Origin of the sequence: Pseudocitrobacter cyperus (assembly GCF_039889165.1) — a bacterium.
Lineage (GTDB): Bacteria > Pseudomonadota > Gammaproteobacteria > Enterobacterales > Enterobacteriaceae > Pseudocitrobacter > Pseudocitrobacter cyperus.
On record NZ_JAYMYY010000003.1, the window covers coordinates 164,767 to 190,366 of the forward strand.

Annotated in this window: 23 protein-coding genes; 4 read left to right on the plus strand and 19 right to left on the minus strand. The window is 51.5% G+C overall.

What is annotated here, in order from left to right:
• Positions 1-3 precede the first annotated feature (3 nt).
• The 4 genes from VSR74_RS12360 to VSR74_RS12375 form a co-directional block, all read right to left on the minus strand.
• Entirely contained in the window at positions 4-1,131 is a 1,128-nt protein-coding gene (locus tag VSR74_RS12360; RefSeq protein ID WP_347795014.1) for an ABC transporter ATP-binding protein, read from the minus strand.
• Between the two features lie 12 nt (positions 1,132-1,143).
• Complete coding sequence (locus VSR74_RS12365) at positions 1,144-2,046, minus strand: carbohydrate ABC transporter permease (RefSeq protein ID WP_347795015.1); 903 nt, start codon at positions 2,044-2,046, stop codon at positions 1,144-1,146.
• The gene (locus tag VSR74_RS12370) at positions 2,039-2,929 is read right to left on the minus strand and encodes a carbohydrate ABC transporter permease (RefSeq protein ID WP_015963179.1); all 891 of its coding nucleotides are present in this window, start codon (positions 2,927-2,929) and stop codon (positions 2,039-2,041) included. Before VSR74_RS12370 ends, VSR74_RS12365 begins: the two co-directional genes overlap by 8 nt.
• Positions 2,930-3,408: 479 nt before the next feature.
• Positions 3,409-3,732: a cupin domain-containing protein gene (locus VSR74_RS12375; protein WP_347795016.1), complete on the minus strand. Its 324-nt coding sequence runs from the start codon at positions 3,730-3,732 to the stop codon at positions 3,409-3,411.
• Between the two features lie 143 nt (positions 3,733-3,875).
• Between VSR74_RS12375 and VSR74_RS12380 the strand changes: the two genes are divergently transcribed.
• A complete protein-coding gene (locus VSR74_RS12380) occupies positions 3,876-4,568 on the plus strand; it encodes an aspartate/glutamate racemase (protein WP_347795017.1) in 693 nt (230 codons plus the stop codon).
• A gap of 43 nt (positions 4,569-4,611) precedes the next feature.
• On the opposite strand, the gene VSR74_RS12385 is transcribed toward VSR74_RS12380, so the two are convergent.
• From VSR74_RS12385 to VSR74_RS12405, 5 genes are all read right to left on the minus strand, one after another.
• Positions 4,612-5,733, minus strand: a complete 1,122-nt coding sequence (locus tag VSR74_RS12385) for a CfaE/CblD family pilus tip adhesin (RefSeq protein ID WP_347795018.1) — start codon at positions 5,731-5,733, stop codon at positions 4,612-4,614.
• The gene (locus tag VSR74_RS12390; protein ID WP_347795019.1) at positions 5,730-8,426 is read right to left on the minus strand and encodes a TcfC E-set like domain-containing protein; all 2,697 of its coding nucleotides are present in this window, start codon (positions 8,424-8,426) and stop codon (positions 5,730-5,732) included. The genes VSR74_RS12385 and VSR74_RS12390 overlap by 4 nt, the downstream gene beginning before the upstream one ends.
• 74 nt (positions 8,427-8,500) lie before the next feature.
• Positions 8,501-8,995: a CS1 type fimbrial major subunit gene (locus tag VSR74_RS12395; protein ID WP_347795020.1), complete on the minus strand. Its 495-nt coding sequence runs from the start codon at positions 8,993-8,995 to the stop codon at positions 8,501-8,503.
• Positions 8,996-9,020: 25 nt separating this feature from the next.
• Positions 9,021-9,725, minus strand: a complete 705-nt coding sequence (locus VSR74_RS12400) for a fimbria/pilus periplasmic chaperone (RefSeq protein ID WP_411914256.1) — start codon at positions 9,723-9,725, stop codon at positions 9,021-9,023.
• Between the two features lie 317 nt (positions 9,726-10,042).
• Positions 10,043-10,966 carry a LysR family transcriptional regulator gene (locus VSR74_RS12405; protein ID WP_347795022.1) on the minus strand — a complete coding sequence of 308 codons (924 nt, stop codon included), beginning with the start codon at positions 10,964-10,966 and terminating at the stop codon, positions 10,043-10,045.
• A gap of 174 nt (positions 10,967-11,140) precedes the next feature.
• On the opposite strand from VSR74_RS12405, the gene lysA reads away from it, so the two are divergent.
• Complete coding sequence (lysA, locus tag VSR74_RS12410; RefSeq protein WP_347795023.1) at positions 11,141-12,403, plus strand: diaminopimelate decarboxylase; 1,263 nt, start codon at positions 11,141-11,143, stop codon at positions 12,401-12,403.
• On the opposite strand, the gene VSR74_RS12415 is transcribed toward lysA, so the two are convergent.
• From VSR74_RS12415 to galR, 4 genes are all read right to left on the minus strand, one after another.
• Positions 12,373-13,404 (minus strand): LacI family DNA-binding transcriptional regulator, encoded by a 1,032-nt coding sequence (locus VSR74_RS12415; protein ID WP_347795024.1) that lies wholly within the window; start codon positions 13,402-13,404, stop codon positions 12,373-12,375. The two genes, lysA and VSR74_RS12415, sit on opposite strands and share 31 nt — an antisense overlap.
• A gap of 997 nt (positions 13,405-14,401) precedes the next feature.
• Positions 14,402-14,914 (minus strand): hypothetical protein, encoded by a 513-nt coding sequence (locus VSR74_RS12420; RefSeq protein WP_347795025.1) that lies wholly within the window; start codon positions 14,912-14,914, stop codon positions 14,402-14,404.
• A 34-nt stretch (positions 14,915-14,948) separates the two neighbouring features.
• Complete coding sequence (locus VSR74_RS12425) at positions 14,949-15,428, minus strand: Hcp family type VI secretion system effector (RefSeq protein WP_347795026.1); 480 nt, start codon at positions 15,426-15,428, stop codon at positions 14,949-14,951.
• A 204-nt stretch (positions 15,429-15,632) separates the two neighbouring features.
• Positions 15,633-16,649 (minus strand): HTH-type transcriptional regulator GalR, encoded by a 1,017-nt coding sequence (gene galR / locus VSR74_RS12430; protein ID WP_347795027.1) that lies wholly within the window; start codon positions 16,647-16,649, stop codon positions 15,633-15,635.
• A 394-nt stretch (positions 16,650-17,043) separates the two neighbouring features.
• On the opposite strand from galR, the gene aas reads away from it, so the two are divergent.
• Positions 17,044-19,203, plus strand: a complete 2,160-nt coding sequence (gene aas, locus VSR74_RS12435; RefSeq protein ID WP_347795028.1) for a bifunctional acyl-ACP--phospholipid O-acyltransferase/long-chain-fatty-acid--ACP ligase — start codon at positions 17,044-17,046, stop codon at positions 19,201-19,203.
• Positions 19,196-20,389, plus strand: coding sequence for a lysophospholipid transporter LplT (gene lplT, locus VSR74_RS12440; RefSeq protein ID WP_347795029.1), 1,194 nt, complete (start codon positions 19,196-19,198; stop codon positions 20,387-20,389). The genes aas and lplT overlap by 8 nt, the downstream gene beginning before the upstream one ends.
• A 37-nt stretch (positions 20,390-20,426) precedes the next feature.
• Here the strand turns inward: lplT and VSR74_RS12445 are convergent, their stop codons facing one another.
• From VSR74_RS12445 to VSR74_RS12470, 6 genes are all read right to left on the minus strand, one after another.
• Positions 20,427-22,061, minus strand: coding sequence for a DUF4139 domain-containing protein (locus VSR74_RS12445; RefSeq protein WP_347795030.1), 1,635 nt, complete (start codon positions 22,059-22,061; stop codon positions 20,427-20,429).
• A gap of 135 nt (positions 22,062-22,196) precedes the next feature.
• Positions 22,197-23,237, minus strand: coding sequence for an NADP(H)-dependent aldo-keto reductase (locus VSR74_RS12450; RefSeq protein ID WP_347795031.1), 1,041 nt, complete (start codon positions 23,235-23,237; stop codon positions 22,197-22,199).
• 122 nt (positions 23,238-23,359) lie between these two features.
• On the minus strand, positions 23,360-23,578 hold the full coding sequence (locus tag VSR74_RS12455) for a YgdI/YgdR family lipoprotein (RefSeq protein ID WP_347795032.1): 219 nt from the start codon (positions 23,576-23,578) through the stop codon (positions 23,360-23,362).
• 123 nt (positions 23,579-23,701) lie between these two features.
• The gene (locus VSR74_RS12460) at positions 23,702-24,415 is read right to left on the minus strand and encodes a TerC family protein (protein WP_347795033.1); all 714 of its coding nucleotides are present in this window, start codon (positions 24,413-24,415) and stop codon (positions 23,702-23,704) included.
• 64 nt (positions 24,416-24,479) lie between these two features.
• Positions 24,480-25,175, minus strand: a complete 696-nt coding sequence (gene mutH, locus VSR74_RS12465; RefSeq protein ID WP_347795034.1) for a DNA mismatch repair endonuclease MutH — start codon at positions 25,173-25,175, stop codon at positions 24,480-24,482.
• A gap of 92 nt (positions 25,176-25,267) precedes the next feature.
• On the minus strand, positions 25,268-25,417 hold the full coding sequence (locus VSR74_RS12470; protein ID WP_347795035.1) for a hypothetical protein: 150 nt from the start codon (positions 25,415-25,417) through the stop codon (positions 25,268-25,270).
• Between the last annotated feature and the right edge of the window lie 183 nt (positions 25,418-25,600).

Consider the following 25,600-nt stretch of genomic DNA (forward strand, 5'->3'; position numbering starts at 1 on the left):
CCATTAAAGAGAGAGGTTCTGTTCTGTTTTTGCGTCAAAGATATGACACTTATTCATATCAAACTTGAAGTACACTTTACGGTTAAGCCCTTTATCAATCATTGGCTTAGCTTCATCCGATGGAATGCGCGCCGTCAGTTCGTAGTTGGCTACTTTCAGATAGACGAAGAACTCATGGCCCATGTTTTCCACACGAACCATTTCACCCGTGCAGCCGCCTTCGGCATAAGGCTCATCCGCCACCGAGACAAATTCCGGGCGAATGCCATAGAACACATCTTCATTTTTATGGCCTGCCAGTTTCTGCTCTAACTTCTCACTCAGCGGCAGGAACTCGTCGCCGATGGTCAGATAGAGGTGCCCCTCTTTTTCCACCAGTTTACTGCTGCGAATGTTCATTTCCGGCGCGCCGATGAAGCCTGCGACGAACATGTTTTTCGGCTTGTGGTAGAGGTTATCCGGCGTATCGACCTGCATGATGTGACCGAGCTTCATGACGCAGATGCGGTCGCCCATGGTCATCGCTTCGGTCTGATCGTGGGTGACGTAAACGGTGGTCGCCGGTTTGCCCGATTTCTTCAACTGCTTATGCAGATCAGAGATACGGATGCGCATCGACGCACGCAGTTTGGCATCAAGGTTGGAGAGCGGTTCATCGAACAGGAACACGTCTGGTTTTTTCACAATCGCACGGCCTACGGCCACACGCTGCGCCTGGCCGCCGGAGAGCTGGCGCGGCAGCCTGTCCAGCAGTTCATCCAGCTCCAGGATTTTCGCCGCTTCATCGACCTGCTTGTCGATTTGATCTTTCGGCATTTTGCTCAGCTTCAGGCCGAACGCGAGGTTCTCGCGCACGGTCATGTGTGGATAGAGCGCATAGTTCTGGAACACCATCGCAATGCCACGCTCTTTCGGCGCGAGGTTATTCACCACTTTCTCGCCGATGCGCACTTCACCACCGCTGATGGTTTCCAGCCCGGCCAGCATGCGCAGGGTGGTGGACTTGGCGCAGCCCGATGGGCCGACGATCACCATAAATTCGCCTTCAGCAATTTTAAGGTCGATACCATGTACCGCTTTGAAGCCGTTGGAGTACACTTTTTCCAGTTTGTTGAAAATCACTTCAGCCATGATATATCCCTCTTAACCTTTAATTCCGCTGCTGGTCACGCCCTGTACGAAGTAGCGTTGAGCCAGGAAGAACACAATGATGGACGGCAGAATGGAGATGCTCGCCATTGCCAGAATTTCGTTCCACGGCGCACCTTCGGTGACGTCGATGGACATTTTCAATGCCAGTGCAATCGGATACTTATCGACGCTGTAGACGTAGATCAGCGGGCCGATAAAGTCGTTCATAGACCACATGAACTGGAACAGTGCGACGGAGATAATGGCCGGTTTCAGAATCGGCACCACCACGTACCACAGCACCTGGATAGAGTTACAGCCGTCAATCTGTGCCGCTTCTTCCATGTCGCGCGGTACGCCGCGCAGGAACTGAATCAGCATGAAGACGAAGAACCCTTGCGTGGCGAAGGCCAGCGGCAGGTACAGCGGCATGTAGCTGTTCAGCATGCCCATTTCGCGGAACATCAGGTACTGAGGGATCAGCAGTACGGTGCTCGGCAGCAGCATGGTGGTGATAAGCGTGGCGAACCAGAATTTCTTCCACGGGATTTCGAAGCGGGCAAAGCCGTAGGCCACGATAGTGGAGGAGATAATGGTCAGAATCACTTTCGGGATCACATACTTAAAGGTGTTCAGCATGTAATGGCCGAAGTTGTATTCGGTACCGGTTTTCCAGCCGTTAATAAACCCTTCCCAGGTGGCGTTTGCTGGCCACAGGCCCAGGGTGGTGAAGATCTCATGGTTCGGTTTGAACGACGCCGAGAACATCCACGCCAGCGGGTAGAGCATCAGCAGGCCGACAAACAGCAGGATGGTGTAGCGAACCCAGGCGCTAATCTTTTCGCGTCTCAGGGTGCGGGCAACCTCACGCTCAGCGATGCTTCTTGCTTCGTCGATTTGTTGAATATCAGCCATTTTTGCCTCCCTTATCGGCGGAGTAGAAGACCCAGTATTTTGAAGACTTAAAGGCGATGGCGGCGAAGACCGCGACGACCAGGAACAGAACCCACGCCAGCGCTGCGCCATATCCCATATCGAAGTATTTAAACGCGGTGTCGTAGATGTAGAGTGAGAACAGGTATGTGGAGTAGGTTGGGCCGCCGCCGGTAATGACATACGGGCCGGTAAACTCCTGGAACGCCTGGGTGGTTTGCATGATGAAGTTGAAGAAGATAACCGGCGTAATCAGCGGCACGGTCACTTTCATAAACATCTGCCATTTGGAAGCGCCATCGATCATCGCGGCTTCGTACTGTGATTGCGGAACGTTTTGCAGTGCGGCCAGGAAGATAACCATCGCGGAGCCAAACTGCCAGACGCGCAGCAGAGTAACGGACATCAGCGCCAGAGACGGCTCGCCGAGCCAGTTAATGGCGTCAAAACCGAACACCCCGAGGAAGCTGTTAAGCAGGCCGTCGATGGCAAACAGGGCGCGCCATAATACAGCGATGGCCACGGAGCTGCCGAGAATAGACGGAATATAGTAGGCGGTACGGAAGAAACCGATGCCGCGTAATTTAAAGTTCAGCACAAACGCGATGCCGAGCGCAAAAGCGAGCTTCAGCGGGATGGTTAAAAATACATATGCAAACGTCACGCCCATAGATTTCCAGAAGAGCGTATCTTCGGCAAACATATAGCGGTAGTTCTCAATGCCGTTAAATACCGGCGGACTCATCAAGTCATACTCAGTAAAACTGAGAAAGAAAGATGACACAAACGGGAAGGCCGTAAAGATTATCAACCCAATGATATAGGGCGAAATCCAGGCCAAACCCAGCATTCTGTTTTCATTCATAGATACCTACCTGGCAAACAAGTTTGTAAAACGGATTGAGGTTCGGTCATCGCTCCACACGAGGGGCACGGGGCGCGGAATTTACGGTGTTAGCTTGGTGTTTGTCATACTTTTCTTCCATGTAATTGATTGTTATGTAAAGCGTTTCTAATGCTTCTTCCTTAGGTGGAACTTTGCTGTTTCAGAACTTGTGCTTTTTTAGTCTCGTTTACTAAAACACCGTTTTAATTTTATTTTATTGCTATTTGTTTCTGCGTCATGTGTTTAATGATGGAAATGTGATCGAAGTCGAAACGATGTTTCAATTAAGTGAGGTGGGTAGGATTTCTGTTGCGGTGGTATGGAAGTAGAACAGACAGAGAATGGTTTTTTTAATCATGGTACAAATGATTTGCTAATCGTTAACAGGCTAATGCTTAATTTCTTGAAGTAAAAAAAAGCCCTCATGAAAGAGGGCCTCTGGCGGTGAAATGAATTTCTTATTTAAGAAAATCCATGCGCATCGGCGTGAAGGTATCTAAAAGCGTACCGGCTTTCAGGCAGACACAGCCGTGCATAATATCCGGCTTTTTATAGAGCGTATCACCTGCGCGAACGACATGCTTTTCGTCACCGATGGTGAACTCAAATTCGCCGGAGAGCACGTAGGTCAGTTGCTCGTGTGGATGGTTATGCATCGGGCCAATGGCGCCTTGCTCAAAGTTGACCTCCACCTGCATCATTTTGCCATCGTGAGCGAGGATGCGACGGGTAACACCGCCGCCCAGGTCTTCAAGGGTGGTCTCTTTATGAAAAATAAACATCAGGCAGTCCTGTATTAAGTTGAAACAATGTTTCATTTAACTTATCCCAGAATGGATGAAAAAGAAATTCACAGCGGGAGAAGTGGAAAGTTGATCACAACTTTGCTTCACTGGGAAACACGCGAAAAACCGAGGCAAAAAAAATGAAAACGATAGGGCTGTTAGGCGGGATGAGCTGGGAATCGACGATCCCCTATTATCGGTTGATTAATGAAGGCGTAAAGCAGCGTCTGGGTGGGCTGCATTCGGCGAAAATTCTGCTGCACAGCGTTGATTTCCACGAGATTGAAGCCTGTCAGTCGAGCGGCGACTGGCAGCGTGCGGGCGACATTCTGGCGCAGGCGGCAAAAGGGCTGGAGCAGGCCGGGGCAGAAGGCATTGTGCTGTGTACCAACACCATGCACAAAGTGGCGGATCAAATCGAGCACGCTGTGACTGTGCCGTTTCTGCACATTGCCGATGCGACCGGACGCGCAATCCAGAAAGCGGGAATGAGTAATGTTGCGCTGCTTGGCACCCGTTACACCATGGAGCAGGATTTCTATCGTGGTCGGCTGCAACAGGAATTTGCTATCAGCACGCCGATTCCGGACAGCGACGACCGCGCGCGTATCAACCAGATAATTTTTGATGAGTTGTGTCTTGGCACTTTCAGCGAGGCGTCACGCGATTATTATCTCGGAGTTATTTCCGCGCTGAAAGAGCAGGGCGCGCAGGGGGTGATTTTCGGTTGTACCGAAATTGGCCTGCTGGTGCCTGCGGAACTCAGCCCGCTGCCGGTGTTCGACACGGCGGCTATCCATGCGGCAGATGCGGTGGACTTTATGCTCTCCTGAGTTTCCGAAACGATGGGGAGATGACTCCCCATCCCTGTCTGCATTAAATGCTGTTAAGACTAGGGCTGAACTCTACGTGCAGGGTTCCGCGATAGTATCCGGCGGCTTTGTCGGTGATGCGGAACTTATCGACGATCAGCCGCAGCGGCGTGGGCGCGCAGAGCACCGGATAGGTGATGGTAGGCAGGCGCACCGGGCGGATCTGATCTATGCCGTTTTGACCACCCATGAGGGTGAAAGTATTGGTGTTTGCTATCGACATCCAGCCCCTGGTGTGGGGGTTGAACATCTCAACGCGATAATCAATCCGCTCCGCTTCGTCTGTGCCGCCTGTCGTGGTGTTATAGATAGAAAAGTAGCCGTTCCGCCGCGACGGCGCCGCCTTCCCCTCATCATTGAACGATAACGTCATACTGTCGCTGTTGGAGTTGTAGCCATCGTAAAGACACATATCCAGATTGGTCACGTCCTCGACAAAACTATTACCGGTGACAGAACCTGTCGGGTGCAGATCGAGCTGCACCAGTGGGTTAGCCCCGTTAAACTCCGGGAAAAAGATATCTTGTTTACCAGTGGATTTCCCTTTAAGGGTAATGTCGGCGGTGTAGGTCGCATCGTTTCCACCATCATACTGGAGCTTAAGCTGGCCTTCCCACACGCCGCCTATGGGAAGCGCATTCATTTCGCTCTGCGTTATGTAGACCGTCAGTAATTTCGTATTGGTGTTGACTGCGCGGACATCATTATAGCAGGACCAGGCGTTATACGAGTTTATCGCTCTTTTGCCAGCGCAATATTCAACATTCGCGGGGTCTGAACTGTCGTAGTAAGCATTTTCAATGTATGCCTGCAATGTCAGTCTGTGCTGCATGTGGCTACGTTTTTCCGTCAACACCATAGAAATGGTTGTTCCGTTAGACTGGTGCGTACACGTTTGCTGAATAGAGGCGTCGGAACAATAATAGGAAGCGTGGCCAGCACTGTAATTAGCCTCTCCGGGATAATTACGATCCCATAGATAAACATCGGCAGGGGCGCCTGACGGTATCTCGTACTCCTGCAACGTCGAAACTGACAGTGTTGGCCCAACGGGCGTGACAGCTTGCGTGTAGCCAGATACCCCTGCCATGAGACCACAAATGCCTAAAAATGCCGTTAATTTCATTGTACACGCTCCCTTTGCGCGGTTTCCAGCGCCTGTTTACGCAGCGACTGTTTCAACTGAGCCTGAACCTGAATTTGCGGCGGCAACTGGTCGTAAGCGATGACTGAGCACGTGATGTCTCCGGCATAACGAATGCTGGCGCGCTTCTTCACCACCTTCAGCGGGCATTTCAGGAAAGATTGTCCGGCAAGCACGTAGAGATCTTGCGACGCGCCCGGCATTTCCAGCGTGAAGCCGCCGTTTTCAGCCAGTAGCAGCATGGCGCTGTTCAGGCCAATTATCGGGAAGCGTTTCACCGAATCCGGCAGCAGCAGACGGCCGATATAGTTGTAGTTAAACGAAGCGGACACCTCGCGATAGCGCAGCTTTCCGGGCAACAGCATCAGATTCTGTTTACCTGAACCGGTAATCAGATTTGTCGTCCCGCTCTGGTGCTTACGAGAGCTGTCGCTGACTTCCACATAGCCCATCTCGTAGCTACTGTAAGGGAAAAGAACTGACTCATCGCCCGTCAGGCTGGCTTTACTACCGTTTGCCGCAGCGTCAATGGAAAGCTGTGCCTCAGACTCCGCCTCAATGTTTTTCACGGCCACCAGAACCGCAGCAGAAGGATCACCGTTGCCGGGACGGCCAATCTGGATGCCGTGGCGACTGATGGCGAGCGTGGAACTGTAGCTGCCGGTAAATGCCGTTGAGTGGTCCTGGTTTTGTCGGTCGTAGCTATCACTCAGGTTAGCGCTCAGGTTGCCATAAAGGCCATCAACTCGCCCGTTTAGGCTGCTGTCCAGCGTGTCGGTGTTGATGCCGCCGAGGGTCACGCCCACTTCCCGGTGGTTAACATTGTCGTCATACCAGGTGCGGGCCAGGTTCCAGGATGCCTGGTCTGCGCTATTGTTGCTGGTGCGGTAATCGGTGCTGATCGTGGTGGTATGGCTGCGCGCATTGTTGTCCTGACGAGGGGTTTCGTTGAACGTAAACATCAGGTAGCCGCCATTATCGTTACTGTTGCTGCCGCCATCATCGCGCGTGAACACGCCCAGGTTGGTGTTGACTATCCAGTTATTGAAGCTGAAAGAACGCGTGGCGGTAAACTGTACGCTGTCAGAGGTCGTATTGGCGTCGGTCTGGCTAAAATAGTTGCTGGCAAAATCGCTGTTGTTGTCCCAGCGCGTGTGGTAATCGGCATGGTTGCGGGTGCGGTTCCAGTTCAGGGCGAGGTTCCAGCCAAACACATTTTGGGTGATGCCGGCGCTGATGCTTTCAAAGCAGTTAAGATCGTAATCATCGGCATTGCTGTCGCCGGAACACTGTCCGCCGCTGGTGTCTTTACGGTAAAAGTTAATGGCCGGGCCGCTGCCGATGCGCCAGTTTAGCTGCTGCAAATTACCGCGTCCGCCCTGATCGTTGTAGAAAAAGCCGCTTTGCAGATCCAGAAAACCAAAGTCTCCCAGTGGCGGCACGACGTGACCGTTAATCTCGGCTGAAAAATCATTGTCCACAGAGGCGACGCCGAGCATCATTTCGCTTTGCGTCGTGACGGGGAAACGTATCCCCGCCTGGGCTGCGGTGGCGTTATCTCTCTCCTGCTCATCGTAGTCGGAGGTATCTGCCAGTTTACCGGCCTGTATAAACCACTGAATATGGCCGTCGCTCAGGTTGCCTGTTTTGGTGAACGGCACCATCTCTGTGCGCGCCAGTTGGTTGCTTTCATAAATCTTTAATTGCAGCGTGTAGCTGCCCGCCGGGAATGACGAGGTGTCAAGCGTCTGGTTGCCCCCGTTCAGGTAAAATGAACCCAGCAGTTGATTGTCGCGATAAGCATCAACGCGGGAGCTGCGTGACAGCAGCACGGTTACCGGCGTCCCCTGACTTGCCTGTTCGCGGTTGAGGTAACTCAGGGTGGAGCCAGCGCGAACCCCGTCAAAGGCGTCAAGCGGCAAAAAAGAGAAGTTAAAGTTGCCGCCATCGAGATTAAACAAGCCACGGCTGTCCATGCGGCCGCCCTGAACATACAGGCGGCTTAAAAAATCGTAGCGGTAGTAGAGTTCGTTAACGTCAGCGCTGGTTTCGGTTTCACCGTCGCTTTCGCTGCTATTCAGGCTCCAGTATCCGCCAATATAGCTGTTTTCCGTCACGCCCAGCGCGCCGGTACCCTGCAGGTAGGCAGATTTAAAATCGTCCTGAATAGCAACGTTAAGATCCTGCTGATGAATAAAGGCATTAACCACACTTTCGTCATGAGCCGGGGTGAGGTACATCAGGTTTTTGCTGTTATCGGGGTACCACGATTTATTCAAAAATAGCGTGACTGCGTTTTGTTCATCATTATAAATCAGCGCCACATCGTCGGGGTTGAGATAACCGCAGCCGGGGCTGTTGTTAATGGATGAACAAGCCAGCTCTCCATTTCGCGCCAGCGGTTGGCTTAGCCTGGCGGTAAGCTCGGGAAGGTGGCTTTTATCGTCGTCATCTAACGCCATCGCGGCAATGATTTTCTGAGGGGCTTCGAATTTAACCGTGTCAATGTTGACGGTCGCGAAGAATTTACCCAGGTGGCGCCCGGCCAGGTAAACGTCGACATACTCCTGTTGACCCAGAACAATCACTTCGAAGCCAGGGGGAATTTTATCTATGCGCGCATTCGCTGTATTCAGTACAGAGAATATGAGCAGGCCCAGCACTGTTTTTTTCATTATTTGCCACCGTCCCTGGAGTCGAAATAATAAGCCGAAGGTGCCCTTCGGCTTATTACGCATTTATTTGCGTATTATTGGTACAGATAGATGCTGACTACGCCCTGATATGTCCCGGTAGCCAGGGTGCCCTGGGTTGTCTGAGAGAGAACCAAAGGTTTAGCGACAGAACCGGTTTTAATCGCATCAGCGCCGTTCGGGAACAGATCGGTCGCGGTCAGCGTGGTATCGGTTGTGGTCAGGGTTGCACCGCCCCATTTAACGGTCATTGGTACAGTGGTACCGCCCAGGTTGTTGGTCAGTAAGAAATCATTGACCAGTCTCATTTTTACATCTTTCGTGGTATCGTTAGCCCAGATTCTGGTTTGCAGAGAGTACTGTGCCAAACCGGTGCCAGGGAAGTATTGCATTTCAATACTCTTCGGCAGCGCAGTGTTGTCCGACATAGTCATATCCAGAGCGGCATCGACGTTTGCAGTGACGGTAATATCTTTCTGTACCGCAACGGCAGAACCCATTACGGATACCAGCGCTAAAGCCATTAAGGATTTAGAAATTGTACGTGTCATTTATTCATATTCCATGTTGTAAAAATTAATGGATGGCAAAGTCTTTTGAATCCTTCGACTTATTAATCCAGTTCCAATATTGAACAACGACGCGGTCGTAACCCAATATGTTCGGGAGGGTATAGCTGACGCGAGGGTAAATATTTTTATTAACCTCCTGCCATACACAATCTTTCTCGGCCTGGCCTTTCTTACACAGCCCGGTCTTTAATATTTTGAATCGCTGGTTGCCATCATTTCTGATTTTGCCGTCGGTTTGTAAACTCATCGCCAGTTGCGGATGGGCGGGGGGAACGCTCACCAGCACACCCCAGATAAGATTCAGAGTGACCTGTGATTTTACGTTTGCGGTATTCAGTGGATCATCCAGTTGCGGGACTGCCTCTACTTTTACCCGATATGTGGCCTCTTCCTGAACGGGCTCCATCGCGACAATGCGAACCATTTTGCTGGCTCCGGCGGGCAGGGCGAATTTTGGCGGCATCACGACTATTGCGTTAGGGTCGCCGGTTTTTATTTCAGTTTCTTTTTCTTGCGGGGTATTTCTGTCAGAGACAATCAGTATGGTCGATTTAATATATTGTATTTCATTAGTTCTGGATATTACTCTGATACTGCCTTCGCCCTGATCATTCATATCAACAGACATGGGGTATACTGACATGTTAGCATGACAAACAGGGGCTGCGCAGGCCATTAAAATGGTACACAGACTAAAATTACGTATCATTGTTTTTACCTGAGAGTAAATTAATACGGTGGCGGATAATAAATAAACTGGAATAAACACCAGTATTAGTAAATAAAATTAATTTATGCGGCGGATGCTATCTCTGGTATGAGGAGTGTGGAAGTTAGTTTTTCTAATGATAAATATTAGTATAAATATAATAATATTGTTTGTTTATGGCCGTTGGTATATTTATAGAAAATCTTGATGTGCGTAAGGAAGTGATTTTTTGGCGTGATCTGTCTTTTGATAATATTATATTGTCAAAAAAATAAGATATTGTACAAATTGTGCTGTCGGTAGATTTCATGCACCTCTCAGAAATTAAAGCTCTGTTTTAAACGGGCAAGAATGATGGATTTTTCGTCAATTATATGTTTAGTGAAAGCATCGACTAATGCGGATGCGGGGCGGTGCTGTGGGCGAATAATATTGACTGTGAAGGGAATGGATACGGTGAAACGACGGATCACAATTCCGCTTCCGGCGTAATCCAGTGCGGTAAGAGGGTTGACAATGGAAATTCCCACTCCCGCGCGCACCATCGCGCAAATGGACGCGGCGCTGTGGGTTTCGACTACCATTCGTCGGCGAATATCGTGTTCATTGAATAACGAATCCAGCAGTTGGCGATAACTGTCCGTTCGCGACAGGCTGATATAGTTTTCTCCCTGAAAATCCTGTGGCGTTAAAATCTGCTTTGCGGCGAGGGGATGCCCGGACGGCAGAACGCAGACTTCGTCCAGAGAGAGTAATTCCGTGCGCTCCGTCCCTGCGGGCGTGTGTAGCGTTTCCGTTAACCCCAAATCATGGCGCTGGGCTGAAAGCCACTCCTCCAGCAGCGGTGACTCCTGCGGGACAATTTGCAGGCTGACATCCGGGTAGCGCGCCAGAAAAGGCTGGATCAGTAGCGGCAGAAACGATTGTGAGAAAACCGGCAGGCAGGCAATCGACAGCTCGCCCTGGCGAAACTCGCGCAGGCTTTCCGCCGCGCTGACGATGCGATCGAGCCCGTACCAGGATCGTTGTACCTCTTCAAACAGCCTCAGCCCCTGCACGGTAGGATGTAAGCGGCCACGGCTGCGTTCAAAAAGCTTCAAACCGAGCACTTTTTCAAACCGCGCCAGTTCGCGGCTGACGGTCGGCTGCGAGGTGTGCAGCAGGCGAGCGGCTTCCGTCAGGTTGCCGGCGGTCATCACCGCATGGAAGATTTCTATGTGACGCAGATTGACAGCGGGCATGAGAGACTCCTGGTTTGTGCGTTTTTTTCCCCTCACCCTAACCCTCTCCCTCAGGGAGAGGGGCGGGGTGAGGGGTATATCATTTTTGCATAGACTTACCATAAAACGATATTTTTTATTCCCATTATCCTGTGGCGTAATCGATTAAAAGCCTTATCTGACCCGGAGCCTTGTATGCCACGCCCGCTTAACAGTACCGACACCGATTTGACCGCAGAAAACCTGCTGCGCCTGCCTGCTGAATTTGGCTGCCCGGTTTGGGTTTATGACGCGCAGATTATTCGCCAGCAGATTGCCAAATTGAGCCAGTTTGATGTGGTGCGTTTCGCCCAGAAGGCGTGCTCTAACACGCATATTCTGCGTTTGATGCGTGAACAGGGCGTTAAGGTTGATTCGGTGTCATTAGGTGAGATTGAGCGCGCGCTGGTGGCGGGGTATCAACCGGGTGAGCATTCCGACGATATCGTTTTCACTGCGGATATGATCGATGAAGCTACGCTTGCGCGTGTGCATGAACTGAAGATCCCGGTTAACGCGGGTTCCGTTGATATGCTGGCGCAACTGGGTGAGGTATCGCCTGGTCATCGCGTGTGGCTGCGTGTCAATCCGGGCTTTGGTCACGGCCATAGCCAGAAAACCAATACCGGTGGCGAAAACAGTAAACACGGGATCTGGTACAGCGATCTGCCTGCCGCGCTGGAGGTCATTCAGCGTTATCAGCTCAAGTTGGTGGGGATTCACATGCATATCGGTTCCGGTGTGGACTATGCCCACCTGGAGCAGGTATGCGGCGCGATGGTGCGTCAGGTTGTTGAATTTGGTCAGGATCTGGAGGCGATCTCCGCGGGCGGTGGGCTGTCTATTCCCTATCGTGAAGGCGAAGAAGCGATCAACACCGATCACTATTACGGCCTGTGGAATGGTGCGCGTGACCAGATTGCGAAGCATTTGGGGCATCCGGTGAAACTGGAACTCGAACCGGGCCGTTTCCTGGTGGCGGAGTCCGGCGTGCTGGTAGCGCAGGTGCGCAGCGTGAAAGCGATGGGCAGTCGTCACTTCGTGCTGATCGACGCCGGGTTTAACGATTTAATGCGTCCGGCGATGTACGGCAGCTACCACCACATTTCAGCGCTGGCGGCCGACGGGCGTGATTTGTCACAGGCACCGCTGATTGAAACGGTGGTGGCCGGGCCGCTGTGTGAATCAGGGGATGTGTTTACCCAACAGGAAGGTGGCAAAGTGGAAACGCGCGCGCTTCCTGCGGTGAAGCCGGGCGATTATTTAGTGCTGCACGATACGGGCGCATACGGGGCGTCAATGTCATCGAACTACAACAGTCGCCCGCTGCTGCCGGAAGTGCTGTTTGATAAGGGGGCAGCGCGTTTAATTCGCCGCCGCCAGACCATTCAGGAATTGCTGGCGCTGGAACTGTCGTAAAACGGCCCCGCAGCGACCGTGTCGCGCAACACCAGCGTGCCGGTAAACGGCGGGATGGTTTCAATCGGCTCGTCGTTGGCGAGCCTGATGGCCTGATCGATAGCCGTGACGATCATGTTATCGATGGGAAGATAGACGGTTGAAAGCCCGGGTTCGAGCCATTTCGCGCTCGGCGCGTCATCGAAGCCAAACAGCGAAATATCCTGCGGAATATGCAGCCCCGCCTGGTGTAACGCTTTGGACGCGCCCAGCGCCATATCATCATTACAGGCAAACAGCGCACTGAATGTCACCTTTTCGGCCAGCAGCTCGTTGCATTTTTCATACCCGCAGGTCATCCCTGCATCGCCATATTTCACCTTCGCGGGATCCCATGCAATGCCATGTTTCTCCAGCGCATTGCGATAGCCTTCTAAACGCGCTTTCCCGGTGGGGGTGTGAATAGGAACGGTGAGACAGGCGATATCCCGATGGCCCTGGGAAATCAGGTATTCCACTGCCTGAAACGCGGCATCCTGCTGTTCGAAAAAGACGCAGCGCTCGCGCGCCTGGCTGACGTCGCGGTTGATCACCACCAGCGGCATGGGAATGGAATCGATGAGCGACATGATGGTTTCTTCGCTCATAAAACGAGTGTAGAGCACAATCGCATCGCACTGGCGATCCGCCAGCATCTGCACCGCCTGCTTTTCTCGCTCTGGCTCGTCGTGCCCGTCGGCGACAATCAACTGCTTGCCCCACACTTCCGTCTGGCGTGATGCCTGCTGTAACAGGCGGCCAAAATAGAAGCCGTCAAAAGTGGAGACAATCAGCCCAATGCTGTTGCTGGTGCGGTTTGCCAGCGAGCGCGCCAGAAAATTTGGCCGGTAGCCCAGCTCTTCCATTGCTTTGAACACCTGTTGACGGGTGCTCTCTTTTACCTGACCTGTGCCGTTCAAGACGCGGGAAACCGTTGCTTTCGAAACGCCAGCGCGAATTGAGACATCCAGCATTGTTGTCATTGTCTGTTCCTGATGCCACGTGATTTCCGCAGTTTATCACAGACATTCAGGGGCATATGCCTTGAGAACGCGGCAAATAACTATCGGGATCACGGTTTTTGAAGCGAAGTGCATGAACAGCGAGGCGGTTGAGCACACGTATTGCCGTCTCACTCTCTGTGCGTCTCTTCCCACACCAGGCGTTGACAGTCTCCGAGATCCCGAACATAAAAATACCTTAGGGCTTCTGTTTCGCATGCTCTGTAGGGGGAGAATACATCCAGCCAGATGGTGACGAGCAGACAAAGGAATTGAGTAAGAAATATGAATATGATTAAAACTAAAGTAATGAAATTCATGATAAAGTCTATTTTTCTTAGGGTCTTACCTTTCTTAAAAAAAGAAAGCCCTATGCTTATCATGGCAAATAAAAAAATGGGAATGCCTAGAGGAAGAACTATTTGATAACCGTTGAAGTAAATAATCTGTCCATAGTGAAAGATAGATGTAAACTGATATATGGCCATATCTTCAACTGTTGATTTTATAAACCATATTGCCAATATAATTACAAAAACTCCAGAGAATGGTATCTTTATTTTGTCCCAGAATGAAATGATTGTGTTTTTAATTTTGTTTTTTATCTTTTGTGACATTCTTACTAGTTCCTGACCTGATAAAGAAAGTAGTTTTCATGACCAAAGTGTTCTCTATGCCAATACTGATTTCGAGACTGTTCGATAAACGCATCTTTGATGATGCTTTTTAATTTTACGGATGCCCCTAAACTACAATCCAGTTTGTTAAGTTTTGCATTTGCTATTATATTAAACGACAAGATTAGTCCTGTGGTTATAATTATTGATAGTGGTGATAAAATTAATAGGTTCCAAACGATAAGTGTTGCCAGACTGGAAACTACCAGCTTGGCAGCATCCATTGCTATATCCCCTAAAAAATCAATCAGATTATATTCTGACTTTAGTATTAACTCAACTCCCCGCCATGCCAGTGAAAATTAGATACAAAATTTGGCACCATTAATAATCGCTGATTGTATGCCTCTCCTACCAATCCCCAGTTCCAGCATCTGGAGATTATTTGCCCGGTAACGTGTACTGTTAAGTATTCTGCGCAGGCCGGAATAGCCGCTGATTTTAATATATTCAACCCCATTAACCCGGTACGGTGTAGCCTTGATGAAGAGAGCTCTAAGATTAAGACAAATTTTATTTGTATCTCGCCAGGTCATGAGTAATGTTGTGTTTCGCAAGCCATTCCAGGCATCTTTAATATTACCCGCTCCCATTCGATATGACATAAAATCATCGGTGTATCCAATTAAATCATTTACAACGCCCTGAGCTTCATCAATAGTCAGCAACAGAAAGTATTGTGTATTATTTTCCATCATCTCTTCCAGCAGTGGAAGAGATTGTAAGAATGCGTGTTCGGGGTAGAGGCTATTGATCTGTTGCCGTCCAGATAATATATCGCCTAAATAGTCCCCCATACTATCATTTCTAAGCATTTACTCACTCCATGTGGTAATCCATATCCAGATATTAAAGAATACGATCTTGCCAAAAACTAAAGGCACAGGTGCCGGCAATATTGTGGTCCCAGTTGATAGATTCGTAGGAAAAAGCGACTTTCTCCTGCATTTCACCCTCCGGTTCAAGAATGCAGTGTGGAATAACAAAGTCTATGTTGGTTAGATGGGCCTTGGTGAGTTTTATTTGATAACAACGTTCATTACGTCCTTCAGGAGAGGTGCGATAGATATCAAATTCGCATTCTAAAGTTTCGTTATCAGAAATCGCTTTACCTAACAATGGAGATGACTTATCGAGAGGCTTCACTATAATCACCTCGTGGTGATTGACGTTTTGTATCCTGCTTATTGAATGGGAAAGTGCGTAAACAAGTATTTGATCTCTATGGCTGACTTGTGCCTTATTTCCCACTGATTCTAAGGAAGAGCATCCTGCAGATATAAGTCCCTGAGTTTCACCTTTAAGGGTGAGATAAACAACGTTAGCCATGATGCTGAAGCCTCCTTAACAAAAAAATTCATTTATTATTTCCATAAAAACTAAAACTAAATGAGAGGCAATGCATAAACAGGATTTTTTAGGAAAAGCGCCCGGGCTAGTTGGCGTTGCGGCGGTTTGAGAGAGTTAATATGAGTTACACGTTGAACAACAGAAGAATAAGACGGGCGCGCGCAGCGCTACCCGTCTGAACACCTAGGCCTTATCCCCTTCCGCAGGCGCTGAAACCGAATGGCGGCGTACCAGCGTAGGGCTAAACAGATGCGTCACATCAGGCAGGGGGCGATTTTCCGCCAGCGCCAGCGCCAGTTCAGCCGCCTGTGTCGCCATGGTGACAATGGGGTAGCGGATGGTCGTCAGGCGTGGGCGGACGTAGCGCGACACCAGCACGTCATCAAATCCAATCAGTGAAATCTCTTGTGGAACGTCGATGCCGTTATCATTCAGTACACCCATGGCGCCTGCCGCCATCGAGTCGTTATAGCAGGCCACGGCGGTAAAGTGCTTCCCTCGACCCAGCAGTTCCGTCATCGCCTGTTCGCCGCCGCTTTCGTCGGGTTCAGCGAAGGTCACTAGCCTGTCATGACAAGGCAACCCGTTCTCTTTTAGCGCGTCGTAATATCCCTGCAAGCGGTCTTCCGCATCGGAAATGGCGTGGTTCGAGCAGATATAGCCAATCCTGGTATGTCCCTGTTGAATCAAATGGCGGGTGGCGAGCCATGCGCCGTAACGGTCATCCAGCGCCACGCAGCGTTTTTCAAACCCCGGTAAGATACGGTTGATCAGCACCATGCCGGGCATCTGCTTCATTAACCCGATAAGCTCTTCATCGGGGATCATTTTGGCGTGAACCACCAGCGCTGCACAGCGGTGGCGAATGAGCTGTTCAATCGCCTGACGCTCTTTTAATTCATTGTGATAGCCGTTACCGATCAGCAAAAAGTTGCCCGTGTGGTATGCCACCTGTTCCACGGCTTTTACCATTGCGCCGAAGAAAGGATCGGATACATCTCCGACGACCAGGCCGACGGTTTCCGTGGACTGTTGCGCGAGGGCGCGTGCGTTGGCATTCGGATGATAATTGAGCGTTTCCATGGCCGAAAAAACCGACTGACGTGAGGCATCGCTGGCTTTCGGGGAGTTGTTGATTACGCGGGAGACGGTGGCGACAGAGACGCCAGCCAGTCGAGCCACATCTTTGATAGTCGCCATACACTGCCTTAATTGATGGGTAAACGGTTACACACCTGTAGTGTTACGGAAATTACGCGCAGGTTCAAGGTTGGGATCGTTTTCCTGTGCATCCGCCCTGCATCGTTAAGCGTGCTATCGGCAGATAATTCGAAAAAAACGAATACAAACTTTTGCTTACACTTTGCGAAGGGCTGTTGCGGTTCTCCGCTGGAGAAACGCCTTGTGGGATTGTTACTCTGGTTATCCCAGAGGTATTGATAGGTGAAGTCCTCCGCAAGGTGGACTGACTTGAATTACACCAACCTGCGCAGATGCGCAGGTTTTTTTTTGTCAAAAAATCGGGGTTTGCTGCTTTTCCGCTGTTTTCTCATGTACCCTGCTTGCAGAGAAAACTTTGGCAAAAGGAGTTGGTATGCTTATTGGCTTTTTCCGGCAGCTTTTTAAGGTTCTGTTTCGGGTCAGGATGACTGGCGACACAGCGGCGTTAACGCAATCGAAGGTGCTGATTACCCCAAACCATGTTTCATTTATTGACGGCATACTGCTGGCGCTGTTCCTGCCTGTGCGCCCGGTATTTGCGGTCTACTCTTCGATTTCGCAAAAATGGTTTATGCGCTGGCTGGCGCCACTCATCGACTTTGTGCCTCTCGACCCCACCAAACCCATGTCTATCAAGCACCTGGTGCGCCTGATTGAGCAGGGGCGTCCGGTGGTCATTTTCCCGGAAGGGCGCATTTCTGTCTCTGGTTCGCTGATGAAAATCTACGACGGCGCCGCTTTTGTCGCGGCAAAATCGGGCGCGACCATTATCCCGGTACGCATTGAAGGCGCAGAACTCACCTACTTCAGTCGCCTGAAAGGGCTGGTAAAACAGCGTCTCTTCCCGCAGATCCAGCTGCATCTTCTGCCGCCTACGCGCATCGACATGCCGGATGCGCCGCGCGCGCGCGATCGCCGCAAAATTGCCGGTGAGATGCTACATCAAATTATGATGGAAGCGCGGATGGCGGTGCGCCCGCGTGAAACGTTGTTTGAATCACTGATTAACGCGCAATACCGTTACGGCGCGAAAAAACCGTGTGTGGAAGACATTAATTTCCAGCCCGATAGCTATCGCAAACTGATGACTAAAACCCTGTTTGTGGCGCGTATCCTTGAGAAATACACCCAAAAAGGCGATCGCATCGGCCTGATGCTGCCCAACGCGGGGATCAGCGCAGCGGTTATCTTCGGCGCGATTGCGCGCGGGCGTATTCCGGCGATGATGAACTATACCGCTGGCGTGAAGGGGCTCTCCAGTGCGATTACAGCGGCTGAACTGAAGACGATTTTCACCTCGCGCACCTTCCTTGATAAGGGCAAACTCTGGCATCTCACCGAACAGTTAACCCAGGTACGCTGGGTGTTCCTCGAAGATTTAAAAGGCGATGTGACGACTGGCGATAAGCTGTGGATCTTCTCGCGCCTGTTGCTGCCGCGCCTGGCGCAGGTGGCGCAAAAACCGGAAGACCCGGCGATTATTCTCTTTACCTCGGGTTCTGAGGGGAACCCGAAAGGCGTGGTACACAGCCATAAAAGTATTCTGGCGAACGTCGAGCAGATTAAAACCATCGCTGACTTTACCGCCAACGATCGCTTTATGTCGGCGCTGCCGCTGTTCCACTCCTTCGGCCTGACGGTTGGGCTGTTTACGCCACTGCTGACCGGGGCGGAAGTATTCCTTTATCCAAGTCCGCTGCACTACCGCATCGTGCCGGAACTGGTTTATGACCGGAACTGCACCGTACTGTTCGGCACGTCGACTTTCCTCGGGCACTATGCGCGATTCGCTAACCCGTATGATTTTTACCGTTTGCGCTACGTGGTGGCGGGAGCGGAAAAACTCCAGCAAAGCACCAAAGAGATATGGCAGGACAAATTCGGCCTGCGCATTCTGGAAGGCTATGGCGTAACAGAATGTGCGCCAGTGGTCTCCATTAACGTGCCGATGGCGGCGAAGCCGGGCACGGTGGGTCGTATCCTGCCGGGAATGGACGCGCGTTTACTGGCGATACCGGGGATTGATAAAGGCGGACGCCTGCAACTGAAGGGGCCGAATATCATGACCGGCTACCTGCGCGTGGAAAATCCAGGCGTACTGGAGAAACCGAGCGCAGAAAACCAACACGGCGAGCTGGAAGAGGGCTGGTACGACACGGGTGATATTGTCGCCTTTGACGAGCAGGGCTTTGTGCAAATTCAGGGCCGCGCCAAACGCTTCGCTAAAATTGCGGGTGAAATGGTGTCGCTGGAGATGGTCGAACAGGTGGCGCTGGCGGTCTCGCCGGAGAAAATGCATGCCACGGCCGTGAAAACGGATGCCAGTAAAGGGGAGGCGCTGGTGCTGTTTACCACCGATAATGAGCTTACCCGCGACAAACTGTTGCAGTACGCACGGGCTCATGGCGTACCGGAGCTGGCGGTGCCACGTGATATTCGCTGGCTGAAACAGATGCCGCTGCTGGGTAGCGGCAAGCCAGATTTTGTCACGCTCAAAGGTATGGTTGAAGAGGCAGAACAGCATAATGAGTGAGTCAGTACACACTAACACCTCCATATGGTCGAAAGGCATGATGGCGGTGATTGCCGCCCAGTTCCTCTCGGCGTTCGGGGATAACGCATTGCTGTTTGCCACCCTGGCGCTGATGAAGCAGCAGTTTTACCCAGACTGGAGCCAGCCTGTCTTACAGATGGTGTTTGTGGGCGCTTACATTCTTTTTGCGCCGTTTGTGGGCCAGATTGCGGACAGTTTTGCTAAAGGCCGCGTCATGATGATGACTAACGGTCTGAAGCTTATTGGAGCGGCCAGTATTTGCCTGGGTGTGAATCCATTTATTGGTTATCTGCTTGTGGGGATTGGCGCGGCGGGTTATTCCCCGGCGAAATACGGCATTCTTGGCGAGCTGACCACCGGGGATAAGCTGGTGAAAGCCAACGGCCTGATGGAGGCCTCGACTATTGCCGCGATCCTGATTGGCTCGGTGGCGGGCGGCGTGCTGGCCGACTGGCACGTGATTGCGGCGCTGTCTGCCTGTGCGCTGGCTTATGGCGGCGCGGTGGTGGCGAACCTGTTTATTCCGAAGCTTGCGGCGGCGCGTCCGGGGCAGTCGTGGCGTTTTCGCCCAATGACTCGCAGCTTCTTCAGCGCCTGCCAATCCCTGTGGCGTAACGGTGAGTCGCGTTTCTCCTTACTGGGTACCAGCCTGTTCTGGGGGGCTGGCGTCACGTTGCGCTTCCTGCTGGTGCTGTGGGTTCCGGTGGCGCTTGGCATTACTGATAACGCCACGCCGACTTATCTCAATGCGATGGTTGCCGTCGGGATTGTGGTCGGTGCCGGGGCGGCGGCAAAACTGGTTACGTTGAAAACCGTTGCCCGCTGTATGCCTGCGGGGGTGTTGATTGGCGTTGTGGTGGCAATTTTTGCCCTGCAACACGCGATTCTGCCAGCCTATGGATTACTGTTTATCATCGGGATTTGCGGTGGTTTCTTTGTGGTTCCGCTGAACGCGTTATTACAGGATATCGGTAAACACACGGTTGGCGCGGGGAACGCGATTGCAGTGCAAAACCTCGGCGAAAACAGTGCGATGTTGATTATGCTCGCGCTCTATTCCCTGGCGGTGATGGTCGGTATTCCGGTGGTTGGCGTGGGCATTGGTTTTGGCGTATTGTTTGCGCTGGCGATTATCGGCCTGTGGCTGTGGGGGCACCGGCGGTAAGCATGAATCGGGTGGCGTTTAACGCCACCCGCTGAGTTTACATGCCTGACGGCGTAGCATTTTTCGGATACTTCACGGCATACGAGAACGGCAAACTGGTGCTCTCTTTCCCCGCCAGATGCAGTTTCCAGCTCAGTTCTCCGGTTTTGGTATTGTACTGCGCCTGACCATACTGGACATTTTCCACTGTAATATCGCTGTTGGCGCTGACCGGGATTTGGTCGAGAAGGGTTAAATCCACGGCTTCGGCGTAGCTGTTTTTCACGTTCAGGGTATAGCTGAAGTTGCGTATCGCATTGTCGTTAAAGATAGAGACCGCATTCTCTTTCTTCTGTACCGTTTTACGCTGAATAATCAGTTTCGGGTCACGATTAAGCTGAATGTTCAGTGATTTACCATCTTCCGGTGGCTGTAAATAGCCGACGCCGGTGCGATTGTTGCCAAAGAAAATCTGGCTTTCTCCGGGGATTAAATTCAGATCTTCCCACGCGTTAATCTGCACCTGCAGATAGGCATCGTTGCTGATTTTCGGAATCGCAAAGAAGCGATAGTCGCCGGAGACAGACTCTTCTTTAATCACCACCGTGCGCGCGTTGTTATCGCTGTCGATTTGCCAGGGAAGGGTCAGCGCGTAACGCACGTTCAATGCCGTGAAGTTATTCGCAGGCTTTGTGGCAGACGCTTTGTAGCGACCAGGGGATTTTGCTTTTGCATCAGCGGCGGCTTTTGCGGCGGCATAGGCTTCGTCGCGAACCCTCGCTTCCTTGTGCGCCAGCGATTGCTGGAAGGCGGTATCAACTGAGCTGCTGCCGCCAGCATAGCCCGAGATTATATTGCTCTCGTCGCGGACATCCACGTACTGCGTTTCAAGGCGCGGTATCGTCAGACGAGTATCCGGCTCGCTGGTGGAAAGCACCAGCTTAACGTTTTTCCACGCCAGCCCCGAATGCTGACGAATGCTGGCCTTATAGACCAGGCGCAGCGGCTGGTTGATGGCGCTGGCGTGAATATCGTACGAAGGCACCCAGGTGGCTTGCGGCGTCATATAACGAACGACGGCATGGCTACTGACCGCTTTTGGGGTATAGATTCGCGCCACAATCTGATTGCGATAAACATCGCCCGAGAAATCGTGTTGCTGACCACGCTCGTCAATTTCGGTTTCTTTTTCCGCTATCCGTTGTTCCAGCTTACTGGCGGTAAGGAGGAGCTCGCCGTTTCTCTCTTTCACCATCTGAAGGTATTTGCCTACCTCAGCAGCGCTTTTGTTAGTGAGCGAACGGTTATCTTCCAGCACTTTTATTTGCGCATTGATGTTGTTTTTCTCTGCGATAAGCTCCGCAAGCTCCTGCTTCGCGCATGTGAGTTGCTGCTGTAGATCCGCTTTTGGCTGGACGCTTTGCTGTATCAACTGCGAAGAGAGCACGGTGACACCGTTGTCCATGGCGATGGCGATGCTGTCAGAAAGCAAGGAATCGGCAACCTGTGTAAAGGTAATTTCGCTCTCTCCGGCGGGAAGATTGAGGGTCTCTTCACTTTGCAGGCTCGCGCCGCGCAGGTAGACGGTTACTTCTTTAAGCGAAAGCGGCTGCGTAAGCTGCGCAGACCAGGCCGATGAAACAGACGCGCCTGCCAGAAGCAGGGCGAGGGGAAGCGGTTTTAAAATAAACATAGTTGTCCTTAACGAAGAAAAACGCCTGCGTGGCGTGAGTGCAAGTCTATTGCGCATCGTTAAGAAAAACGTGACAAAAACGTGTGAATGAATTCTGAAAAAACGAGGCCCGACGCAAAACGTCAGGCCGGGGAATTACGGTGCCGGATAGGTATAAACCTGATGCACCGCTTCAATCTCCGCTAACACCTCTTCGCTCAGCTCAAGATGATAGCTCTCGACGTTGGTTTTCAGTTGGTCAAGCGTGGTGGCGCCCAGCAGGGTGCTGGCGACAAACGGCTGACGACGTACAAAAGCCAGCGCCATCTGCGCCGGGTCGAGGCCGTGACGTTTAGCGATATCAACATACGCCGCCACCGCTTTCTGCGCCTGCTCGCCGCTGTAGCGCGTAAAGCGGCTAAACAGCGTATTGCGCGCCCCGGCGGGTTTCGCGCCGTTGAGGTATTTCCCGGTTAAGGTACCGAAAGCCAGGCAGGAATATGCCAGCAGTTCCACGCCTTCAAACTGACTCACTTCCGCCAGACCGACTTCATAGCTGCGGTTTAGCAGGCTGTAGGGGTTCTGAATGGTGACGATGCGCGGCAGGTCGTGTTTATCCGCCAGATGCTGGTAACGCATCACGCCGAAGGCCGTTTCATTGGAGACGCCGATATAGCGAATTTTCCCGGCGCGCTGAAATTCGGTAAGCGCGTCCAGGGTTTCCAGCAGGGAAACCGCCGGTGCAGAGTCGGCCCAGCTATAGCCGAGCTTGCCAAAACAGTTGGTTGGGCGCTGTGGCCAGTGTACCTGGTACAAATCCAGGTAATCTGTTTGCAGACGGGTCAGACTATCGTGCAAGGCTTCGCGGATATTTTTGCGATCCAACGCCTGATTCGGGCGGATGCCGCTGTCGTTATTGCGCGAAGGGCCGCTCACTTTGGAGGCCAGTATCAGCTTTTCACGATTGCCGCGTTTAGCAATCCAGTTACCGACGTAAGTCTCGGTTAAACCCTGCGTTTCCGGGCGTGGCGGAACCGGATACATCTCGGCGACATCAATCAGGTTGATACCCTGACTTACGGCATAATCGAGCTGTGCGTGGGCGTCGGCTTCACTATTTTGTTCACCAAACGTCATAGTGCCCAGCCCAAGCGTGCTTATCTCAAGTGAGCTGTGGGGAATACGGTGGTAGTGCATAGCCAGCTTCCTTTTTCTGAACAACGTCAGGAAATCCCCGACAAAGGAATATAAAAATGGCAGAGGGAGAGTGAAAGGGGAAGTAAAAAATCAAAAAAGGCCAGCAGGGCTGACCTCTTTTCTTAGCGTCTGATGATTTGCGAAACGTCGTCGCGATTGATCTGCATTCTGTTGCCTTGCTGATCTTCATAGCTAATCAGCCCGGTGTCGTCGTCGACCTCCGGTTTTCCGTCCGTCAGGATCATTCTGCCATCCTTGGTTGCCATCACATAATCACTGCTGCAACCCGATACTGCAAAAGCCAAACCCACTGCGGAAATCAACACCGCCCATTTTTTCATCCTTAATCCCCTTTTATGGCCGCACGTTTATCATTGTAGTGATAACTGATTATTATGAGAGCATAAAGCAGGAAAGTCTTAAAAAAATAAGACACAGCCCTCAAAAGAGGGCTGGAGAAGGCGTTACAGAGGATTCTTTTTGTTGCGGATAAGGTTGAGACTTTCGACGCCAATGGAAAAGAACATCGCGAAATAGATGTATCCCTTCGGCACATGAATGTCGAAACTTTCCAGAATCAGGGTGAAACCGACCAGAATCAGGAATGAGAGTGCCAGCATTTTCACCGACGGGTGACGGTCGACGAAATCGCCGATCGGACGTGCGGCAAACATCATTACCCCGACAGCAATCACCACCGCCGCCATCATAATGAACAGATGATCGGACAGACCCACGGCGGTGATCACAGAGTCGAGGCTGAAAATAATATCCAGCAGCATGATCTGAACAATAGCGCCGAGGAATGAGTGAACGTTGGTTTTTAACCCTTCTTCATCGCCTTCTATCGACTCGTGGATCTCTTTACTCGCTTTCCAGATAAGGAACAGCCCGCCGAGCAACAGGATGAGATCGCGAAAAGAGACATCCTGACCCAATACGCTGAACAGGGGATGGGTCAGTTTCACTACCCACGCGATGGATGCAAGCAGCGCCAGGCGCATGATCATCGCCCCCAGCAAGCCTATGCGTCTGGCATGGGCACGCTGTGCCGTCGGGAGTTTAGCAACTACCAGCGAGAGAAAAATAATGTTGTCGATCCCAAGGACGATCTCCAGAAGCGTCAGGGTACCCAGCGCCAGCCAGGCGTTAGGATCGGTTATCCATGCAAATAACATCTATCAAATCCTGCCAAAAACGAAAGCGACAAGTATAAGCTTCCGGAGCGGCAGGGTAAAAATATTAATGCGGTTGCAGCATGAAGTGGCGGGCCAGCAGGGCGGCAGTGAAGTTTTTCTTCAGATAGAAACCGCGCGGTAGCGTCAGAATAGGCTCGCCATGCGCGCCAATAGCTTCCGTCAGCGCCTTGCTGTTGGCGGCTTTAGGACGTAGCTGCAATACCTCGCCGTGGCGGGCGGTGATTTTCTCCACCTGACCCAGCACGATGAGATCCATCAACTCTTCCCAGTCCATTTGTAGCTGGCGGTCTTCTTCTGCGCTCGGCGTCCACAGCAGCGGTGAACCGACCCGGCGTTCAGCCAGTGGAATGGCGCGCTCGCCTTCAACCGGGATCCACAACACACACTTTAGCTTATGGCGAACGTGGCTGTTCTCCCAGGTCACGCCGGTATTACCGGTCAGGGGCGCGACGCAGACAAAGGTGGTTTCCAGCGGTCGGCCCAGGCTGTCGATGGGGATTGTTTTGAGCTCCACGCCCAACGCGGCGAAATCCTGCTCGGGTTTACTTCCTGCGCTGGCGCCCAGCCAAAGCTCCAGCAGTACGCCAATCCAGCCTTTATCACGCTTTAAATCTTTGGGAATGGGCATCCCCGCCATCGCCGCCAGTTCTCCCAACGAATACCCAGCCAGACGTTGCGCCTGTGTTAATAACTCAGCCTGAGTTTGTGGGGAAGAGGCCAATGGAAGAAGGGCTGACATGGTATTAAACCTTTTGTTCAAAAAAAGAGCGAGAGTTTTGCACAGTGTGGATAGAGTTTAACTTTTTCTGAGTAAAGATGCCAATATGATGATTAATATAGCTTTTTTTCTCTATTTTCTTCATGAAAAAGTCGTAGAAAAAAGGTTTTCCAATTCTGGTCACTGGCAATGAACAGGATCTTACACCCTGTTATCCACAGAAAAATGGGATAACTGGGGAAAAGCCCCACTACTGTTTCCATTTACAGCCTTGACGTGCGATGAAAATCGAAATTTTGCACAAAAGATGTCTAAGATGCTGGCACAATCTGTGGATAAAATCGGCGTTGCTCGATCTTTCATCAATCAAAGGATCGGTAATGTGATGATCGTCACGTTATGATGTGATAACTGATAAGTGATGCCAATAAGTTTATGAAAAATAG

Bases quoted from the DNA above. Each gene is read 5' to 3' on its own strand.
- VSR74_RS12360 (WP_347795014.1), bottom strand. From the start codon at position 1,131: ATGGCTGAAGTGATTTTCAACAAACTGGAAAAAGTGTACTCCAACGGC.
- VSR74_RS12365 (WP_347795015.1), bottom strand. From the start codon at position 2,046: ATGGCTGATATTCAACAAATCGACGAAGCAAGAAGCATCGCTGAGCGT.
- VSR74_RS12370 (WP_015963179.1), bottom strand. From the start codon at position 2,929: ATGAATGAAAACAGAATGCTGGGTTTGGCCTGGATTTCGCCCTATATC.
- VSR74_RS12375 (WP_347795016.1), bottom strand. From the start codon at position 3,732: ATGTTTATTTTTCATAAAGAGACCACCCTTGAAGACCTGGGCGGCGGT.
- VSR74_RS12380 (WP_347795017.1), top strand. From the start codon at position 3,876: ATGAAAACGATAGGGCTGTTAGGCGGGATGAGCTGGGAATCGACGATC.
- VSR74_RS12385 (WP_347795018.1), bottom strand. From the start codon at position 5,733: ATGAAATTAACGGCATTTTTAGGCATTTGTGGTCTCATGGCAGGGGTA.
- VSR74_RS12390 (WP_347795019.1), bottom strand. From the start codon at position 8,426: ATGAAAAAAACAGTGCTGGGCCTGCTCATATTCTCTGTACTGAATACA.
- VSR74_RS12395 (WP_347795020.1), bottom strand. From the start codon at position 8,995: ATGACACGTACAATTTCTAAATCCTTAATGGCTTTAGCGCTGGTATCC.
- VSR74_RS12400 (WP_411914256.1), bottom strand. From the start codon at position 9,725: ATGATACGTAATTTTAGTCTGTGTACCATTTTAATGGCCTGCGCAGCC.
- VSR74_RS12405 (WP_347795022.1), bottom strand. From the start codon at position 10,966: ATGCCCGCTGTCAATCTGCGTCACATAGAAATCTTCCATGCGGTGATG.
- lysA (WP_347795023.1), top strand. From the start codon at position 11,141: ATGCCACGCCCGCTTAACAGTACCGACACCGATTTGACCGCAGAAAAC.
- VSR74_RS12415 (WP_347795024.1), bottom strand. From the start codon at position 13,404: ATGACAACAATGCTGGATGTCTCAATTCGCGCTGGCGTTTCGAAAGCA.
- VSR74_RS12420 (WP_347795025.1), bottom strand. From the start codon at position 14,914: ATGCTTAGAAATGATAGTATGGGGGACTATTTAGGCGATATATTATCT.
- VSR74_RS12425 (WP_347795026.1), bottom strand. From the start codon at position 15,428: ATGGCTAACGTTGTTTATCTCACCCTTAAAGGTGAAACTCAGGGACTT.
- galR (WP_347795027.1), bottom strand. From the start codon at position 16,649: ATGGCGACTATCAAAGATGTGGCTCGACTGGCTGGCGTCTCTGTCGCC.
- aas (WP_347795028.1), top strand. From the start codon at position 17,044: ATGCTTATTGGCTTTTTCCGGCAGCTTTTTAAGGTTCTGTTTCGGGTC.
- lplT (WP_347795029.1), top strand. From the start codon at position 19,196: ATGAGTGAGTCAGTACACACTAACACCTCCATATGGTCGAAAGGCATG.
- VSR74_RS12445 (WP_347795030.1), bottom strand. From the start codon at position 22,061: ATGTTTATTTTAAAACCGCTTCCCCTCGCCCTGCTTCTGGCAGGCGCG.
- VSR74_RS12450 (WP_347795031.1), bottom strand. From the start codon at position 23,237: ATGCACTACCACCGTATTCCCCACAGCTCACTTGAGATAAGCACGCTT.
- VSR74_RS12455 (WP_347795032.1), bottom strand. From the start codon at position 23,578: ATGAAAAAATGGGCGGTGTTGATTTCCGCAGTGGGTTTGGCTTTTGCA.
- VSR74_RS12460 (WP_347795033.1), bottom strand. From the start codon at position 24,415: ATGTTATTTGCATGGATAACCGATCCTAACGCCTGGCTGGCGCTGGGT.
- mutH (WP_347795034.1), bottom strand. From the start codon at position 25,175: ATGTCAGCCCTTCTTCCATTGGCCTCTTCCCCACAAACTCAGGCTGAG.
- VSR74_RS12470 (WP_347795035.1), bottom strand. From the start codon at position 25,417: ATGGAAACAGTAGTGGGGCTTTTCCCCAGTTATCCCATTTTTCTGTGG.